Origin of the sequence: Pseudomonas sp. AP19 (assembly GCF_001728855.1) — a bacterium.
Lineage (GTDB): Bacteria > Pseudomonadota > Gammaproteobacteria > Pseudomonadales > Pseudomonadaceae > Aquipseudomonas > Aquipseudomonas fluorescens.
In genome coordinates, this window is sequence record NZ_LXJP01000020.1 from 89,890 (window position 1) to 106,506 (window position 16,617).

At 54.8% G+C, this 16,617-nt stretch carries 18 protein-coding genes and 1 pseudogene; all 19 read left to right on the forward strand.

From position 1 onward, the window contains the following. Positions 1-46 precede the first annotated feature (46 nt). Complete coding sequence (locus A7D21_RS15940; protein WP_056791357.1) at positions 47-907, forward strand: ParA family protein; 861 nt, start codon at positions 47-49, stop codon at positions 905-907. A gap of 1 nt (position 908) precedes the next feature. After that, positions 909-1,667 carry a hypothetical protein gene (locus A7D21_RS15945; RefSeq protein ID WP_056791353.1) on the forward strand — a complete coding sequence of 253 codons (759 nt, stop codon included), beginning with the start codon at positions 909-911 and terminating at the stop codon, positions 1,665-1,667. Then, positions 1,667-2,365: a DUF2786 domain-containing protein gene (locus tag A7D21_RS15950; RefSeq protein ID WP_069552090.1), complete on the forward strand. Its 699-nt coding sequence runs from the start codon at positions 1,667-1,669 to the stop codon at positions 2,363-2,365. The genes A7D21_RS15945 and A7D21_RS15950 overlap by 1 nt, the downstream gene beginning before the upstream one ends. Then, positions 2,362-3,081, forward strand: a complete 720-nt coding sequence (locus tag A7D21_RS15955; RefSeq protein WP_069552091.1) for an HNH endonuclease signature motif containing protein — start codon at positions 2,362-2,364, stop codon at positions 3,079-3,081. Before A7D21_RS15950 ends, A7D21_RS15955 begins: the two co-directional genes overlap by 4 nt. Continuing rightward, on the forward strand, positions 3,065-3,283 hold the full coding sequence (locus A7D21_RS15960; RefSeq protein ID WP_069552092.1) for a hypothetical protein: 219 nt from the start codon (positions 3,065-3,067) through the stop codon (positions 3,281-3,283). The genes A7D21_RS15955 and A7D21_RS15960 overlap by 17 nt, the downstream gene beginning before the upstream one ends. Beyond that, on the forward strand, positions 3,280-4,629 hold the full coding sequence (dnaB, locus tag A7D21_RS15965; protein ID WP_069552093.1) for a replicative DNA helicase: 1,350 nt from the start codon (positions 3,280-3,282) through the stop codon (positions 4,627-4,629). Before A7D21_RS15960 ends, dnaB begins: the two co-directional genes overlap by 4 nt. 162 nt (positions 4,630-4,791) lie before the next feature. Then, the gene (locus A7D21_RS15970) at positions 4,792-5,313 is read left to right on the forward strand and encodes a putative protein CP11 (protein WP_069552094.1); all 522 of its coding nucleotides are present in this window, start codon (positions 4,792-4,794) and stop codon (positions 5,311-5,313) included. A gap of 235 nt (positions 5,314-5,548) precedes the next feature. Continuing rightward, positions 5,549-6,550, forward strand: coding sequence for a nucleoid-associated protein YejK (yejK, locus tag A7D21_RS15980; RefSeq protein ID WP_069552096.1), 1,002 nt, complete (start codon positions 5,549-5,551; stop codon positions 6,548-6,550). A 34-nt stretch (positions 6,551-6,584) separates the two neighbouring features. Next, positions 6,585-6,821 (forward strand): Arc family DNA-binding protein, encoded by a 237-nt coding sequence (locus tag A7D21_RS36485; RefSeq protein WP_020303012.1) that lies wholly within the window; start codon positions 6,585-6,587, stop codon positions 6,819-6,821. Then, a complete protein-coding gene (locus A7D21_RS15990) occupies positions 6,818-8,584 on the forward strand; it encodes a ParB family protein (protein ID WP_069552097.1) in 1,767 nt (588 codons plus the stop codon). Before A7D21_RS36485 ends, A7D21_RS15990 begins: the two co-directional genes overlap by 4 nt. 27 nt (positions 8,585-8,611) lie before the next feature. Continuing rightward, entirely contained in the window at positions 8,612-9,319 is a 708-nt protein-coding gene (locus A7D21_RS15995) for a DUF2857 domain-containing protein (protein WP_069552098.1), read from the forward strand. Then, positions 9,316-10,626, forward strand: coding sequence for an STY4528 family pathogenicity island replication protein (locus A7D21_RS16000; RefSeq protein WP_069552099.1), 1,311 nt, complete (start codon positions 9,316-9,318; stop codon positions 10,624-10,626). Before A7D21_RS15995 ends, A7D21_RS16000 begins: the two co-directional genes overlap by 4 nt. 1,014 nt (positions 10,627-11,640) lie before the next feature. Further along, positions 11,641-12,366, forward strand: a complete 726-nt coding sequence (locus A7D21_RS16005) for a PFL_4669 family integrating conjugative element protein (protein ID WP_069552100.1) — start codon at positions 11,641-11,643, stop codon at positions 12,364-12,366. Between the two features lie 5 nt (positions 12,367-12,371). Then, positions 12,372-12,911 carry a DUF3158 family protein gene (locus A7D21_RS16010; RefSeq protein WP_069552103.1) on the forward strand — a complete coding sequence of 180 codons (540 nt, stop codon included), beginning with the start codon at positions 12,372-12,374 and terminating at the stop codon, positions 12,909-12,911. A gap of 15 nt (positions 12,912-12,926) precedes the next feature. Further along, complete coding sequence (locus A7D21_RS16015; protein WP_056791322.1) at positions 12,927-13,382, forward strand: single-stranded DNA-binding protein; 456 nt, start codon at positions 12,927-12,929, stop codon at positions 13,380-13,382. Between the two features lie 103 nt (positions 13,383-13,485). Continuing rightward, positions 13,486-13,929: a hypothetical protein gene (locus A7D21_RS16020; protein WP_056791318.1), complete on the forward strand. Its 444-nt coding sequence runs from the start codon at positions 13,486-13,488 to the stop codon at positions 13,927-13,929. A 61-nt stretch (positions 13,930-13,990) separates the two neighbouring features. Then, positions 13,991-14,188 (forward strand): CrpP family ICE-associated protein, encoded by a 198-nt coding sequence (locus A7D21_RS16025; RefSeq protein WP_044275449.1) that lies wholly within the window; start codon positions 13,991-13,993, stop codon positions 14,186-14,188. A gap of 97 nt (positions 14,189-14,285) precedes the next feature. Then, complete coding sequence (gene topA / locus A7D21_RS16030; RefSeq protein WP_069552101.1) at positions 14,286-16,190, forward strand: type I DNA topoisomerase; 1,905 nt, start codon at positions 14,286-14,288, stop codon at positions 16,188-16,190. Positions 16,191-16,298: 108 nt separating this feature from the next. Beyond that, positions 16,299-16,617, forward strand: a pseudogene (locus A7D21_RS16035) (hypothetical protein); the annotation flags it as partial.

A 16,617-nucleotide genomic window follows, 5' to 3' on the forward strand; every position in this document is an offset into this window, starting at 1 on the left:
ATTTTCGATGCAGCCTCTAATGAATTCACATTAGAGGCTCCAAACCATGAAAATCACTGCGGTCGTTTCGACCAAAGGCGGCGTTGGTAAAACCACCATTGAGGCCAACCTCGGCGCATTCTGCGCGGACGCGGGCCTTCGAACCCTCCTAATCGATCTGGATCCCGCCCAGCCTTCGCTTTCTTCGTATTACCAATTGGTCGAGGAAGCTCAGGGCGGCATCTATGACCTACTCGCGTTCAATATCACCGACTCCCTCAAGATCATCTCCAGCACGACGATTCCTAATCTGTCCCTGGTGATCTCGAACGACGTAAATAACCAACTGAACAGCTTGCTCCTGCAGGCACCGGACGGCAGATTGCGACTGGCCAATCTGATGCCGGCATTCGAAGGCCATTTTGACCTGGTACTGATTGACACCCAAGGTGCCAGATCGGCCATGTTGGAAATGGTAGTTCTCGCGTCTGACTTGGTCATATCCCCTCTTCCACCCAACATGCTCGCCGCACGCGAATTTAGCCGTGGAACCATGCAGATGTTGGATGGCCTCCGTGCATATGGGCGCCTGGGTATGAAAATTCCTCCCGTGCGGATCGCTATAAACAACCTTGATCAAACCACCGACGCGCAGGTGATTGAGCAGTCAGTCCGCGAAATATTCCAAGACAATGAAGAAATCAGCGTTTTGGACAGCATTATTCCTACTGCAGTGGTGTTTCGCAGCGCTGCGTCCCAAGGCGTTCCAGCACACCGCCTGGAATATCGCCAGCCTTCCAACCGCAAATCGCCAGCAGCCCTAGTCGTCATACGCCAATTGGCCATTGAGCTCTTTCCAGAATGGCGCGACCGCTTCGAGGCCATGACCGAAGAGAAGGTGGCAAAATTGCTGAGGGAGGATCGTTGAGATGGCAAAGCCCTCTATCACCGATGCTCGCAGCATTTCTGCAGACGTCATCCTTGAGATTGGCAAGTACTACAGCGCTCAACAATTACGCAGCTTGCAAGCCAAACTTAGTGGTACCGCTCGTGACATCCATTCCCTGACAAGTGGTACGCATCTACCCGGCCGTATAGGCGCTCACTTGAGCTTTGAACAGCGTCAGCTTTTGCAGGACGCCGCGAAGCTTATTGAGTCAGTAAACTCGAACATACGGCACGCAAAGGAGAAGCGCGGCCGCGACGAAAACGTGGCCAAGCGGCGTCAACAAGCACGAGATGCAGAAGCGAAGCGCCTTGTAGCTGAAACATATCTGGAACCTTTCGTCCCTGACCCAGCAGCTCTGGAACCTCTCCTCGATATTCTTAAAACAGCGCTGACGCTCAATCGCGCAGACGTTTTCAGGAATGGTTATTCCCCTGGTGAGTTCAATCTCAGGCTCCGTGATTACCTGTCGCCTGCCCGAACACGAAAGCTCATTGGCTGGACCAGCCCAAATGCGTTCTGGATAAGCACGGTGCTCTCCCTGCGCAATGACGTTGTGCAAGCTATCGAGCAGGAGATTGCTTACGACGATGGTTCCAGCGTCCAGGACCGTCTCAATGTGTTGAAACAGAAGGTTTCGGACTGTCGCGCCCAGGTTTATCTCTCAGCGGATGAAGAGGAAACACTGCGACTTTGGTCAGAGGCGCTCTCTCCTCGTGCCCAGCAGGAAGGGGGTGAGTGATGGATAAGCAAAGAGTTCTTGAAAAAGTTGCTAAATGCTTTGCACTGGCCAACTCCAACGGTGCATCGCCGAATGAAGTAGAAACAGCGCTACGTCAAGCCCGAAACCTGATGAAGCAGTACAACCTCGAAGCCATCGAGGTTGCGGCTCATACGGTTGATGAAGCGAGCGTTGCCACACATACCCGCCGGGCTCCACAAGATTGGCTTCACCTGCTCGCTCAGACGTGTGCGCGAGCGTTCGATTGCCAACACATTGCCTACTACAACCCTTTACAGGGCTGGTCCTTCAAGTTCCTGGGCAAAGGTATTTCGCCAGAGCTCACTGCACACGCGTATTCCGCACTGCTTCACCAATTGGTGGCAGCACGCCGTGAGCATGTAGCCCAACAAAAGCGATGCCAACTGAAAACCAAGCGTCGTCGCGGCGCTCTGTTTGCCGAAGGTTGGATAAACGCCGTGAGTTACAAAGTGGCTGAATTTGCCGGCTCTATGGACAGTAAAACAAGCAAAGCTATCAGCGCTTACTTGGAACACCATCATCCGACGCTGAAAACCTTCGAGATCCGGTCCCTTGAAGCCAAAGGACACGATACGGGATCCCTGACCGCAGGTTGGAATCAAGGGCAACACGTTCGACTTCATCACGGGGTAGGGAAAACAACCCACACCGCTCTCAGTTCTGGAGGTGGCCAATGACACGTCAATGTCTGTCCCCTCTGGCTAAGGCTACCTTGGAGCATGCGCGCTCCCGATTGGGTTTGGTGCCGGTTCAAAAGCATCATATTTGGAGTGAGGCTGAGGAGCGCATGCTCATTGCCCGCTATCCCAACGAAACTACCCAGGCCCTGGCCAATGAAATCGGACTCAGCGTCTATCAGGTTTATGCCAAGGCCAAACGCCTTGGCTTATCCAAAAGCGCTGAATTTCTAAGCAGCAATCTCTGTGGCCGATTTGATGGTAGCTCAGGCACTGAGCATCGCTTTGCCAAGGGCATGACCCCTTGGAACAAAGGCGTCAAGGGACTCCCCTCAGTCGGCCGCATGGCAACAACACAGTTCAAGGCAGGAAACCGGCCCGAGAACTGGCTCCCCGTTGGCAGTCTGCGCACAACACCAGATGGGTATCTGCAGCGAAAAATCACTGACACCGGTTACCCACCAGTTGACTGGCAAGGCGTGCACATCCTGCTGTGGGAAGAGCATTACGGTCCCGTACCCATCAACCAATGCGTGTGCTTCAAGGACGGTAATAAGGCCCATATCGCTCTCGACAATCTAGAGCTGCTCACACGAGCGGAGCGTATGCGCCGCAACACCATCCATCGCTATCCGGAAGAGCTGAAGTCCGCCATTCGCGCCATCGGCAAACTCAAGCGCACCATTCGTGAGGCTGAACATGAAAAACAAGATTGAGGATCTCCGCAATCACCTGTTCGTCACTATTGAAGGCCTGCTCGACCCCGACAAGCCAATGGAACTCGATCGCGCTAAAGTCGTGGCCGAAGTTGCCCAGGTGATGATCAATTCGGCCAAGGTCGAAGTGGACATGGTCAAAGCTCTGGGTGCAGCTGACGGCAGTGGCTTTATGCAGATAGATCAGGGGAGGTTGAAATGAATCATCTCGACCTATCTCCACCCCACTCCGTCGAGGCCGAACAAGGCGTATTAGGCGGGCTGCTGCTCGACAATAACGCCTGGGATCTCGTCGCAGACAAGTTGGAATACTCGGATTTTTTTCGGCACGATCATCGGTTGCTCTTCGGGACTATTGCCAGCCTGGCCGACAAAGCCATTCCGTTCGATATCGTGACCGTACATGACGCATTGGAGAATCCCGACGAAGCGGGTGGCCTCGCCTACCTCGGCGAATTGGCCAAAAACACCCCGTCAGTGGCCAACATAGAGCACTACGCATTCATCGTACGTAACCGCTCTCAGCTCAGGCAGCTCATGACCCTGGGCTATCAGTGCTCTCGCGAAGCTACAGATCCGCAGGCCGACGCAACGGAAGTTCAGGAGTCCATCGAGCAGCAACTCTTCGCCTTGGGGGAAGGTAAAAGCGCGTCGGAGTTCGTCAACATCAACAAGTGCCTTACGGCGGTCGTCGAGCAAATAGATGAGCACTTCAATGGTGATGTAGCGGTGACCGGCGTGCCTTCAGGCCTGGACGATCTGGACGAGATGACGTCTGGTTTCCAGGAAGCCGACTTGATCATCCTCGGCGCACGTCCGTCGATGGGTAAAACATCTCTGGCCTTGAACTTTGTGGATACAGCGCTGCAGGCAAAGCCTGATCGTACGGTCCAGGTTTTCAGCATGGAGATGCCCGCTAAAGCGCTGCTCTATCGACTGATGGCTATCCTTGGCCATCTCGACCTTGGCAAGCTGTTGAAGGGCAAGCTCGATGACGAAGACTGGCCGAAACTGACCGCCGCAGTTTCGCGCATCAACAGCTACGGTGAGCGCTTGGTCATAGACGACTCATCAGGTCTTACACCTGGTGCGATCAGGGCCAAATCCCGGCGTGCAGCTCGCCGGTTCGGCCACCCGAGCCTGATCCTTATCGATTATCTGCAGCTCATGCGCTGCCCAGGTCAAGAAAACCGGGCGAATGAAATCAGCGCTATCTCCCAAGCACTTAAAGCGCTGGCCAAGGAGATGAACTGCCCAGTAGTCGCCCTTTCTCAGCTCAATCGGGAACTGGAGCGCCGCCCAAACAAGCGCCCAATAAATGCCGATTTGCGTGACAGCGGCGCCATTGAACAGGACGCGGACCTGATCATGTTCGTGTACCGCGACGAGAAGTATCACCCGGAGACCGAACACAAAGGCATTGCAGAAATCATCATCGGCAAGGCTCGTAACGGCCCGACCGGAACGGTGCGCACCGCCTTTATTCCACACCAAACCCGCTTTGCAAATCTCAGTGCTAGCAGTGGCTCGCAAGGGGTTCAGCCATGAAAAAAACTCCCGCTATCTCTCATTGGTGCCGTAGTTGTGACGGTCACCATCCGATACATCAGGTGAGTGGAGTTGTACCGGCCTCCCCTGACGATGAAGTGGACGTGCTGATTTGCCCAACTTGCAATAGCTATGACATCGAGGAGCTTCTGGAGGTGCCAGATGCACAGTAACGCCTCACTTTTCCCAAACATTCATGCCGGTGCAGGATTCGAATCCTCGGCCGTGGTTCACGCTCATAAAACGGGGATCAACCCCATTGAACTGGACGCTCTTGCTCAATCGATTGGTCGCCTTGCTCGTGACCACAGCACAGTGGTCCCGTTGAGCATGCGTGGCGATCTTCAGGAGTTTCAGGAGCTCGGCTACATCGAGGTATCCGAAACAGCAAGCTCAACGCTCACCGTCGAACTGCTCTGCGCAGGTGCGTTGCTCTCAAGCTACTTCTGGTCGGTTTGGGTCCCCCGTCACCTCCAAAGCTGCTCGTTGAAAGTGGCTGTGATGTCCCACCTGCAACATCCAGAGCCAGTTCAACACTGCAGCGTTGTATTCCGCGTGCCAGGGGCACGTGAAGCAACACGTCAATTTCTACATGAGCTGGGTACCAAGTTTCCTGGTGATCAGGCTGAAATCATTGCGATTCAGGCCGGCAACGTTCTGGCAGACAAGGATGTTGATCAATGACCGTCAGCCGTTTACGTGGACAGCACGAGAACCTTCGCCACTTGGTGGAGTTTGCAGAGGCTAACGGCTGGAACGTCTCTCGAACTCACGGTGGCCACATCAAGTTCACCAAAGCTGGGCTTGGGTCCATTTACACCTCGTCAACCTCAAGCGACCACCGCTCAGGCCTAAACGCTAAGGCCCGACTTCGTCGCGCTGATCGGACTCAATCTCAACTTACTCAGGATGCCATCTAATGCCTATTCGTCATTGCATCGTTCACTTGATCGACAAGAAACCCGACGGCACACCCGCGGTCTTGCATGCCAGCCAACACGAATTGGCGAGGTCGCAAGCCCTAGAAAATATGTTGTCCGACTTCAACGAAGCCTACAACGCCAAACAGGGCAAGGCTTGGGGCTTCTTCCATGCAGAGTCCGGCGCATACCCTTTCAGTGGCTGGCTGAAGATGTACTTCGACGGTAACCAGGACTTCACGCAGTTTAGCCTGGAGGCAGTCGAGCACCTGCAAAGATTGATTGAGGAGTCCAACCTATCAACCGGCGGCCACGTGCTGTTTGCGCACTACCAGCAAGGCATGACCGATTATCTGGCGATCGCCTTGCTGCACCACAGAGATGGCGTGACGGTGACGGACGATTTGGACGTATCCCTATCGCGTCACCTCGACCTTGGCCAACTGCACCTGGCAGCGCGTATCAACCTGTCCGAGTGGCAGAACAACAAGCAATCCAAGCAGTACATCTCATTTATCAAGGGCAAGAGCGGCAAGAAGTTTTCGGAGTACTTTCGCGAGTTCATCGGCTGCCAGGAAGGCGTCGACGGCCCGGGCGAGACCCGCACCCTGCTCAAGGCTTTCAGCGACTTCGTTGAAAGCGAAGACCTGCCGGACGAATCCGCACGCGAGAAAACCAAGACCCTGGTGGACTATGCCAGCAGCCAGGCCAAGCTTGGTGAGCCCATGGGCTTGGAAGAACTGTCGAGCTTGATCGATGAAGATCGGCCAAAAGCGTTTTACGACCATATCCGCAACAAGGATTACGGCCTGTCGCCGGAAATCCCGGCGGATAAGCGCACCCTCAACCAGTTCCGCCGTTTCACCGGCCGCGCCGAAGGCTTATCCATCAGCTTCGAAGCGCACCTCCTGGGCGACAAGATCGAGTACGACGAGGCTTCAAGCACGCTCACCATCAAAGGTTTGCCTACCCAACTCAGTGATCAGTTGAAACGTCGCTGAACATACCCCTGCCCGATAAGTAATGGAGAACGCTATGAGCAATGAAACCAAACGTCAGCTCGAAGAAAAATTCGTAGTCCGCCTTCCGGACGGAATGCGCGAGCGAATCGCACTGCAGGCACGTGAAAACACCCGGTCAATGAACTCGGAAATCGTTCACCGCCTGGAAGCGACCGCGGGGCTTGAAGCCGCTTTGGATCGAGCCCACAAGATCATTGATCAACTGTTGGCCGCAGCTCCGGCCAATGAGCAAGCTGGGGCAAGAGTATGAAACCGTCATTGGCCCAGAGCATGAAAGAAAAGCTGCAGTTGCCTGGCTTCGAATCGAAGTCGCCTGCAGCCGCCCGCTTGAGCGATCCCATCGTCGACACACCGATGTTACTGACATTGGATGAGACGCTGCCGTATGACGAGAACCCACGGACCACGCGCAACCCCAAATACGATGACATCAAGGAGTCGATCCGTCAGCGTGGCTTGGATACGCCACCGCCGGTGACCCGAAAGCCTGGTGAGGAGAAGTTCCGGATCAGGAACGGCGGCAACACTCGACTCGCGATTCTCAACGAATTGTACCGTGAGACCGGGGACGAGAAATTCTTCAGGTTCCACTGCCTGTTTCGTCCATGGGATGCAGTCCGGGGGGAGATTATTTCTCTCACCGGGCACTTGGCCGAAAACGATCTGCAGGGGCAACTGCTGTTCATCGAGCGGGCAATTGGTGTCGATAAGGCAAGAGCGCTATATGAGGAAGAAGCAGGCGGATCGATATCTCAAAGTGAACTCTCTCGACGTTTGAAAGCTGACGGGTATCCAATCTCTCAGCCCCACATCAGCAGAATGCAAGATGCTATTCGCTACTTGCTTCCTGTAATTCCCGCAATGTTGTACTCCGGCCTCGGATTTGATCGAGTTATAAAACTGTTAGGTTTGAGAAAAACCGCCCTTCAGTGCTGGGAACGTAATTATCAGCAGCAAGGAAACGAGCTGCCTCTTGAATTCGAAACAGTCTTCCAAGATGTTCTGTCTCAGTTTGAGGGAGATGCCGAAGAGTTTCTGTTTCAGCGCTTCCAGGACGAGTTGATAGCTCAACTGCAAAAGCCGCTGAATCTCGGGTACGAGAAAATCCTGCTGGAGATTACCCAGAATCAGGACCAATTGCGCAGATCCACACCGATACTCGAACTGCCTCAACCCACCTTAACCTTGGGTGGTATTCCGCAGGGTGTTAGCTCGACCGAGATCGGTAACCCTCCCTCTCAAAATCCGGCACACCAGTCGCCCGCCCCCCAGACCGGGGGAGCGATTCAAACCAACACAGCACAACAAAAAAGCAAAGATCCAATCAAGCCGCAGGTCACGCCACCTCCCTTGGCGCAGATGAGCCCTGAAGAGCAGAAGAGCCGTCTGGACGGGCACGTTGCGAGTCCAGTAACGACTTCAGCAAGGGTCGAAAAGATGAAACGCGAAGTCGCGGCGCTTGATGGGGAGATTCTGCCTGACTTTGCTGCCAATGCTTTGGTGGCCATCCCGGTTCAAGCCGGTGGACTGAATCCCATTTCTGACCTCTGGTACATCGAACGCGAGATCGATAATCCCGTCACCCTGCGTCAGCATATTGCTCAGCTGGCACGGGAAGTTGCGAGTACAGTCAATGCACCTGGTGAATTCCTGGACCTCGACGGAGGGGTGGGCTTTAGCTATCGACATCCAACTGAAGACGTCGAAGTCACCGCTACAGCCCAGCACACTTTGACGCTGCTCCAGTCATTGAGCGGCTCGATCGCCATCGCGTTGAAGATGATTCAACAACAGCCTGAACAGGCTGGTTCACTTGCCGATTTCGAATTTGCTGCAGGTCTCGGCCAGATCCTATTGGGTCAACCCTATACCAAGGATCAATCTCCAGATAACACGAATCGTCTGAGCGATGGCGCGCTGGTGAAGCTTTTTCGAATTATTCGTCTCGCAAGACGTTTGATCGACTTAGAAATCAAGTCAATGGCCAACAACAATCCGAGTTCACCTAGCTGATTGGGTCGATGGCAGGGAGAGAGTCGTATGTCCAAAACACCTATCAATGAAGCCATCTTGTCTCAGGTGCTGCACCACATGCGCAACGGCCAACTCCGTCGCTGCATAGAGATGGGATTGGAGCCCGAAATTTTGGCCCAGCTTCAACAACCTTCGGTGCTGAGCTTGCTGCTTAACACTCCCGTTTCCTGGTGCAGCGTCACGATTGATGGGGACATGGTGAAGAAGCTGCTGACCGGGGCACAACGTTCTGACGAGGAGGTACGCATGATTGAACGTGCTCTCCGATTGGGCGCTACGACGCAGATGCTGCAACAGTTCTTTGGCTTGTCACCCCAAGACGTCGCCCTGCAACGGCTGGTGATCGGAGTAACGGCACGTCGTGGCCGGTGGCGAGAGTTCAGCGAAGAGATGGATGCTCAACTTTGGTACCGCTGGACTCACCTGATGAAAGAGCATCAGGTTGAACTGGATGACAGCCTGGCGTTGCTGGACGTGGCCATGCTGGTGGCAGAAGAACTCAATGCCCCACAGGGCGCCGACTCAGCTGAAGGCACGGAAAACCTCAGCTTAGCGATTATTTGGCACCGCGTTCAGTCCTGGATCAGAGAGGGTCTTTATCCGCCTTCGCATCCCAGCGCTGGATTCACAAAAGGTTTGAAGCTGGTGTCATCAGCCAACCATCAGTTGTCCCTACCGACAGTGACACTGGAGCAAGGTGACAACGATCTATGAAGTTGTCCCGGCTCCCCTTCTCGACACTTCTAGACTCTGCATCAGGGCATCTTGAGGCTCATCTGCGTCAGAAAAAAGAGTCGACGCCCCCGGGGATTGAGGGCTCAACGCCCTACTCTGGCATTATTTTCAGCGGTAACCCTCATGAGACAGTTCCTCGTCGATTGCTTCTGGATGATCGACTGTCTCCGCTTGAGCGAAATGCCTGGCAGGTATTCCGCCTACTGATTAATGACGACGGTCTGACGGCGTTCCCCACCTATGATCAGCTACGGCCATACCTGGGCATGCTACCCGGCAGACCGGCGTCCCGTGAAACGGTATCAAAAGCCTTGGTCACGCTTCGCCTGACTCGCTGGCTCAGCCTCGGTCGTCGCGTGCGTAATGACCTCAGTGGTCAGGTTCAAGGCAACGTCTACCTCCTTCACGATGAACCTGTAACGCCTGGTGAAGCGCTGGAGTTCGACAAAGACTATCTGCAGTTACTCGCTCAATCGATGGAGCATCAGACCAAGGCGATTCGTGAAGTCGCTGAAATTGCCTGGAAGGAGTTCGCCGCAGATCCGGAGGTTGGTCAGCGATTACCGACTCGGTTGAACATCATCGAAGCTCGCTTGAACAGTCAGTCATGGGTTCAGGCAACAGCCCTTCAGCCTTTGACTGCGCCCGAGTTCGGAATCCGAACTCACCAAAATATAGCTCCCTCCACCCTGAGTTCGGAATCCGAACTCAGTGAATCCAGCGGTAAGCGAATCGCTTTTGAGCTGAGTTCGGAATCCGAACTCAGCCGTAAATCACTGAGTTCGGACTCAGTTCGGAATCCGAACTCATATAGTACGTATACAGATACAAACAAAGATGTTTGTAAAAGCTCTGTACATGTACCGCCCACGTCAGATGACACGGCTGCAGACTTCCTGGATGCCCTGCACCGGCTGCCCACGGATCAGAAACAGAGTGCCCTTGTGGCGTTGCAGAAAGTCCCTCCAGAGGTGAAACCTGCGCTCATCAAGCAATGGGTGCACCGTTGTGACACGGGAGGCGTTCGAAACCCTTTTGGGTATCTGATGACGCTTGTCGCCACGGCGGTACGAGGTGACTTCAACAGCAATTGGAAGCCAGACGACAAACCACGTCTCAACCACATGAACACGGGTAGCCGGTCGACGGGCTCAAGCACCGTTGAAGTTGCTCAACCGGTGAAAGCGATGGTGACTCCACGCAATCCGGAATCGATACAAACCGCCAATCAAACACTGAGCGAGATGCTGCACCTGCTAAAGCCCAATCGGAGCACCCATTCATGACTCCGGACGGAAATGTAAGTCAGCCAAGCTATGCCGCCCGCATGGCGCTGACCAGACTTGACACCAGTTATGGCAGAGAGCTGAGTGATTCGGGCCGAATCATTCAACCAGGATCCCAGGTCAGCGGCATAGCCGAGCTGAGTGTTGCTGCCCGCAACACCCAGCCAGGATTCGATATCGGTGGAGGCATTCAGCCAAGTGATGTGGCCCGCATCACCCTGACAGAATCCGTAATCTGTGGTGGCCGTCGGCTAAGTGCTGTGGCCCACACCACTCACCAGGGATCAGATACTCCAGGTGGCAACTCAAAGCTATGTGGGCCACATAACTACCGGCTGGATGATGTGTCCCGCATCACCCTGACAGGATCCGTAATCTGTGGTGGCCGCCGGCTAAGTGCTGTGGCCCACAACACTCAACAGGGATTCGATACTCCAGGTGGCAATTCGAAGCTATGTGGGCCACATAACTACCGACTGGATGACGCGGCCCGCATCACCCTGACAGGATCCGTAATCTGTGGTGGCTGTCGGCTAAGTGCTGTGGCCCACACCACTCAACAGGGATTCGATGCTCCAGGTGGCAACTCGAAGCTATGTGGGCCACATAACTACCGACTGGATGATGCGGCCCGCATCACCCTGACAGGATCCGTAATCTGTGGTGGCTGTCGGCTAAGTGCTGTGGCCCACACCACTCAACAGGGATTCGATACTCCAGGTGGCAATTCGAAGCTATGTGGGTCACATAACTACCGACTGGATGATGCGGCCCGCATCACCCTGACAGGATCCGTAATCTGTGGTGGCTGTCGGCTAAGTGCTGTGGCCCACAACACTTACCAGGGATCCCGGATCGCTGACGGCAGTCAGCCAGACAATGTTGCTTCTCTCCTTCTATATATAGACGCATCAACAAATCCCCTTCCGTCTGACTATGGATTTATTGCTGCGTCCGTAGCAGCCCAATTGCAGCATGGCCATGTCAATCCTCTTTCCAAGGAATAACTGCACCATGGCTGACAATTACCGGCTCAATATTGGCTCACTACGCAGCGATGTGAAGCTCACCCTTCACACGCATCACGCTGCACGGATCTGGATGGGACGCCCAAAAAACGATCTCAAGGTCGGCATCATCGGATTGTCTGGCTTCTGCACTGTAGTCAATCGAATGTCACGTGGCGCCCAGCAGGATGATCCATATTCAGATTGGTGGATGATCCAGCTGGAAGAGAAAATCCGGGATTCAAAGGAGGCACTCAAAACCATCGAAGATCGTCTCGACACAGCCATGGCTTCCCTTCCCCCGGCCATCAGTATCAGCGAAAACCTGTCCATCCAGCCTGTCAGCCTACCTCTGTATATCGCCAATCCACTCGGCTTCCAAGCCGTGTACCTGCTGACCAACTACGACGAAATTGTCAGGCGCATTTTGCTGGCCCAGCATGTCGGTCTGGTCGGTCGTCACGATATGGAAACTTGGATCGATGAAGGCGCAGCCGTGCTGCGCAGACTTTTTGGCCTGGCCCAGATCTATAAATACTCCGGCGCTACACGCGATGACTTCGCCGCCAACAATGCCAAGGCTGAAGCAGCCCGCAAAATGTATGAGCGTTACGGAGAACTGCCGCAGGACATCCTGGAAGGCACCCGCCGTTCGAACTTTGCTCCCCCCATCATTCGCGGCCAACAGCAATCCGAGGCGAGTGATCACTTTGATGATACCGAGGAAGGCTGATGGTCATGGGCCAGACGTCCTCAGAAGACGGCGTGCTGCAACAGACCGCCTTCCGACCACTGCAACAGGATGCCTTCCAGCGACTGCAACAGGCTGCCTCACTAAAAGGCCTTTTAAAGCCTTTTAAAGGTAAGGGGGAGCTGAGCCAATTTGCCGATCTATGCCGGGTCCAAGAGTCGGGATTAAAAGCACTTGCCCAGGAAGTGCTGAGCCAGGCTCGCCGATATCCATTCACCCTTGTGCCAGTTCGACTGACCGAACAGAACACCCAGGCCGGTACCCAATTTCTGAGATGGCAGCAGGTCACGGACCGCCGAATGGGCGTCGGTGTTTGGGCAGACATGATGGGTTCATCCAGAACACCAGAAACCATGCTGCAGGATTTGTACGCAATGGAACTGCAGCGCATCACGCTGAACATGCAAATGAGCTTGATGCACTCAATTGCCAAACAGGCCGCCGATTGCGCCGAAAAAATGGGCCAGGCAGAGGCCGTGTACACCGCTCGACTGCAGCAGCTCACCAATCAAACGCAACATCCATAACCTCGGAGAATACTCATGTCCACACCTGTACAAGGCTGGGAAGGCAATATCGGCTCCACCCCGGAATTCAAAGAGTTCGCCAACGGCAACAAGGACCCACGGAGGCTCATGCGGGTCAACGTCTACTTCGACAACTCGATTCCGGACGGTAAAGGCGGGTATGAAGATCGTGGGGGGTTCTGGGCGAACGTCGAGTGGTGGCACAAAGATGCTGAACACTACTCGCACCTGTTTCAGAAGGGCATGCGCGTGATCGTTTCCGGCCGAGCCGTAATGGATCGCTGGGAAAAAGATGGGGAGGAAAATGCGGCTCTGAAGGTTCAAGCCTCGCGGGTCGCCATCTTGCCGCACAGGATTGCGAGCGTGACCCTGTCACCGTCGCAGGGCCAAGGCAGCCCGTCACGTGATCAGTCCAGTCCGCAACCTGCCCCTGATTTCGACGACTACCCGGACCCCGACCGTCCGTTCTGATTGCAGGGGCTTAATTTTGGCCCCCCAATCGTTAAGCTCGTGGTGGAGGGAAAAACATCAACGTCTTTCCCTCCCCAATCGTGAAGCCTTAAGGTGTATGACAATGCGGGACGATGATGAGGTGAGGTGTCCAGATGGCTGGCTTCTGGTAGCAGCGGATCACCCCACGTTGGGACGGCTGTACTGGCGGTACTGTGATGAGAGCGACGTCAACGCAGCAGACTTCTACGGTATCACCGACAACATTCGACTCGCCTCCTGGATAAAAGCTGGTTGGCGTGATAAAGACGTCTGGGCTGATGACTACAGTGACATGAGCTCATTCGTTGCACGAAGATTCATACAAGAGCTTTTGAACCCTGATCGCTACGACACCAACTATTTCGAACTTTTCAACTGGGATGATGAGTCTGAGGATCTTGAGCTTCATGGCGATTTACACGATTTTCAACGACGAAGTGGTCAGTCCGTTGAGTTCTTCGTGCATTGGCTAAGGGCCACCAATTGGTTCGACATCCCGGCACCTGGCTGCAACACCCTCCCGTAAAAAAATCGCGCCAAGCGCGGATCTGCTGGAAGATGAATTTGAGCATCGAGGAGCAACCGGCATGGGTGATAACGCTTTCTTGCCTAAGACCTCTGACAAGCGCAGTTGCAACAACCCTCACCTGACGGTTATTGCCACTGGTGCGGCCGCTGCGCGGAAAGGGCTACGGGTGTATGACTGCCCTTACCAACATCCCGCTATGCGTGCGTCGTGGCTAAAGGGCTTTGCCCAGGCACAGCAGCTCTCGCTGGACCTATAGCCGCTTAATGCCCTCCCCCGCGTATTGACCATTTCCTATTGAAGCCCTACCCGCCTGACGCAACAGTCCCGCTCTGATTATCTGAGAGGGACACACCGTGAAGCTATTGATTATCGAGGCACCAGGTAAGCGGAAAAAGCTTCAGCCAATGATGGAGAAGCTGCGCCCAGATGAAGACTGGAAGGTGGTTGCAAGTGGTGGGCACATACGCGACTTGCCGGCCAGTGGGCAGGACGACAGCATGATCACTACCGGTGTCCGCAAAAATTACAGACCGGTGTACGTGATCCTGGATAAAAGCGCCAAGGCTGTGCAAACGATGAAGGCCGCAGCTAAACAGGCCGATGAAATCTACCTCGCAACCGACCCGGACCGCGAAGGTGAAGCCATCAGCTGGCACATCCAGCAGGTACTGGCGGTCAAATCCTACAAACGCATCACCTTCAATGAAATCACCCTCAAGCGTGTCGCAGAGGCTCTAGCCAACCCTCGCCAAATCGATTTGAACAGGGTTGCCTCACAGGAGTGCCGGCGTGTTTTGGATCGCTTGGTGGGCTACCTGGTGACCCAAGAGTTGCGGCGCCTGATGGGCAAACCTACTTCCGCTGGCCGCGTTCAATCACCCGCCGTGTTTCTCGTGGTCTTGCGCGAACGCGAGATCCGCAACTTTCAGGTGGTCAATCACTTTGGCGTGCGTCTGTTCTTTGCCGATGTAAGTCGGGGCACCACTTGGTATGCCGAGTGGCAACCGGTACCGGATTTCGCAAGCAAGGACTTCCCCTATGTTCAGGATAGCAACCTAGCTCAACACGTCGCCGGCACTCGAAATGTGGTCGTGGAGTCCTGCGAGGATCGCAAGGCCGAGCGTCATCCTCCCGCACCATTCATCTCGTCGACCCTTCAACAAGCTGCCAGCAACGCCTTGAAATGGGATCCGGACAAGACCATGCAGGTGGCCCAGCGCTTGTACGAGCAAGGCGTGATCACTTATCACCGAACTGACAACCCAAACGTCCCAGATGAAGCCATGGTAGATATTCGAACGGTGGCCAACGCTCTTGGATTGAAAGCCGTAGATGACCGGCGCACGTTCAAAGCGGCCGAAGGCGCCCAGGAAGGCCACCCTGCCATCACACCCACCTATTGGTCCGAAAGATCCGCCGGCGAAAACGATGACGAACTGGCCCTGTACAAGTTGATCTGGGTTCGGGCATTGGCCAGCCAGCTCGAAGCCGCCATCTATGACGTGCGCACTGCGAAACTGCTCGCCGTTGGTCCTGGCGGCAAAGCGCTGCGCTTCACCGCATCGGGCAAAACGCTCTACCACCATGGATGGCTGAAGGTGCTCAAGGGCGATGATACGGATGAGGAGGAAGACGCAGAAGCAAACAACCCCGTGCCAGCGCTCACTCCAAAACAGATTCTTTCGGTCCACAGCGGCGAACTGCTGAAGAAGAAAACACAACCACCGTCACGCTACACCAAGGCCAGCCTGATCAAAGAAATGGAACGGCGCGGTATCGGTCGTCCAAGTACGTTCGCCTCCATCTTGAAGAACATCACCAGCAAAGGACTGATCGAGGAAAAGAGCCGCAAACTGGTACCGGCGCCTCTGGGGGAGGAAACGATCGCGAAGCTCGAAGGGTTCTTCAGTTTCGTGGAGCTGGATTTTACGCGGGAATTGGAGCGCGACCTGGACAAAATCGCCCAGGGCCAAGACACCTACGGCGCCGTCGTTGCACGTCTGCATAAGCGCCTGGAAGAGGAACTGTCTCAGCAACGTGGTATGCCAAGTGTGCCAATGGCGTCAGCTCCACGCCCAGCCACAGCCGGTGGCGCTTTCAACTGTCCCAAATGCAATCAGCCTCTCGCAAGGCGTCAGAAAAAAGGGGACGGCGGCTATGACTTCTGGGGCTGCACCGGGTACAGGTCCAACGGCTGCAAAGTCAGCTTTCCCTCACTGAATGGCAAACCAGACTTCGATAAACCCAGAGGGGTTTAACTCTTACTACCGAGAGCATAATTCACTGCTAACGGTGTTATGCATTAACGCTGGAACCTACCTCTTCCGTACCTGACATTCCTCTGCGAATAGCGGAGGAGGTCACGGGTGAGCGAACAGAAAAGACAATCGGTGTTGGGACTGCGCATCTTAGCGCCGAAGCTGGAAAAGTTCTCAGATCGCCAGATTGAAGTGGCCCAGACTTGGGCTTTGCATTTTCAGATCTCACCTTCCCTCCTGACCTCGTTCATCGAGCACTACCTCAACTCTAATGTCCACTCCCGCTGCTGGTGTGTGGCATGGGACAGTACCAATGCTCAAACGCGCCAGGTTCTGGCCAGGATCGGCAACCAGCTTCAGTACTTCGACGGCCAGCAATTAATGGCCTGCAAGATCGTAACTAAAGATCGCGTACATAAAAAAAAGG

Excerpts from the sequence above, each read along its gene's own strand:
- A7D21_RS16005 (WP_069552100.1), top strand. The coding sequence starts at position 11,641 with ATGGCTGACAATTACCGGCTCAATATTGGCTCACTACGCAGCGATGTG.
- A7D21_RS15950 (WP_069552090.1), top strand. The coding sequence starts at position 1,667 with ATGGATAAGCAAAGAGTTCTTGAAAAAGTTGCTAAATGCTTTGCACTG.
- A7D21_RS15990 (WP_069552097.1), top strand. The coding sequence starts at position 6,818 with ATGAAACCGTCATTGGCCCAGAGCATGAAAGAAAAGCTGCAGTTGCCT.
- A7D21_RS15960 (WP_069552092.1), top strand. The coding sequence starts at position 3,065 with ATGAAAAACAAGATTGAGGATCTCCGCAATCACCTGTTCGTCACTATT.
- yejK (WP_069552096.1), top strand. The coding sequence starts at position 5,549 with ATGCCTATTCGTCATTGCATCGTTCACTTGATCGACAAGAAACCCGAC.
- dnaB (WP_069552093.1), top strand. The coding sequence starts at position 3,280 with ATGAATCATCTCGACCTATCTCCACCCCACTCCGTCGAGGCCGAACAA.
- A7D21_RS15955 (WP_069552091.1), top strand. The coding sequence starts at position 2,362 with ATGACACGTCAATGTCTGTCCCCTCTGGCTAAGGCTACCTTGGAGCAT.
- A7D21_RS15995 (WP_069552098.1), top strand. The coding sequence starts at position 8,612 with ATGTCCAAAACACCTATCAATGAAGCCATCTTGTCTCAGGTGCTGCAC.
- A7D21_RS16025 (WP_044275449.1), top strand. The coding sequence starts at position 13,991 with ATGGGTGATAACGCTTTCTTGCCTAAGACCTCTGACAAGCGCAGTTGC.
- A7D21_RS16020 (WP_056791318.1), top strand. The coding sequence starts at position 13,486 with ATGCGGGACGATGATGAGGTGAGGTGTCCAGATGGCTGGCTTCTGGTA.
- A7D21_RS15970 (WP_069552094.1), top strand. The coding sequence starts at position 4,792 with ATGCACAGTAACGCCTCACTTTTCCCAAACATTCATGCCGGTGCAGGA.
- A7D21_RS36485 (WP_020303012.1), top strand. The coding sequence starts at position 6,585 with ATGAGCAATGAAACCAAACGTCAGCTCGAAGAAAAATTCGTAGTCCGC.
- A7D21_RS16015 (WP_056791322.1), top strand. The coding sequence starts at position 12,927 with ATGTCCACACCTGTACAAGGCTGGGAAGGCAATATCGGCTCCACCCCG.
- A7D21_RS16000 (WP_069552099.1), top strand. The coding sequence starts at position 9,316 with ATGAAGTTGTCCCGGCTCCCCTTCTCGACACTTCTAGACTCTGCATCA.
- A7D21_RS16010 (WP_069552103.1), top strand. The coding sequence starts at position 12,372 with ATGGGCCAGACGTCCTCAGAAGACGGCGTGCTGCAACAGACCGCCTTC.
- A7D21_RS15940 (WP_056791357.1), top strand. The coding sequence starts at position 47 with ATGAAAATCACTGCGGTCGTTTCGACCAAAGGCGGCGTTGGTAAAACC.
- A7D21_RS15945 (WP_056791353.1), top strand. The coding sequence starts at position 909 with ATGGCAAAGCCCTCTATCACCGATGCTCGCAGCATTTCTGCAGACGTC.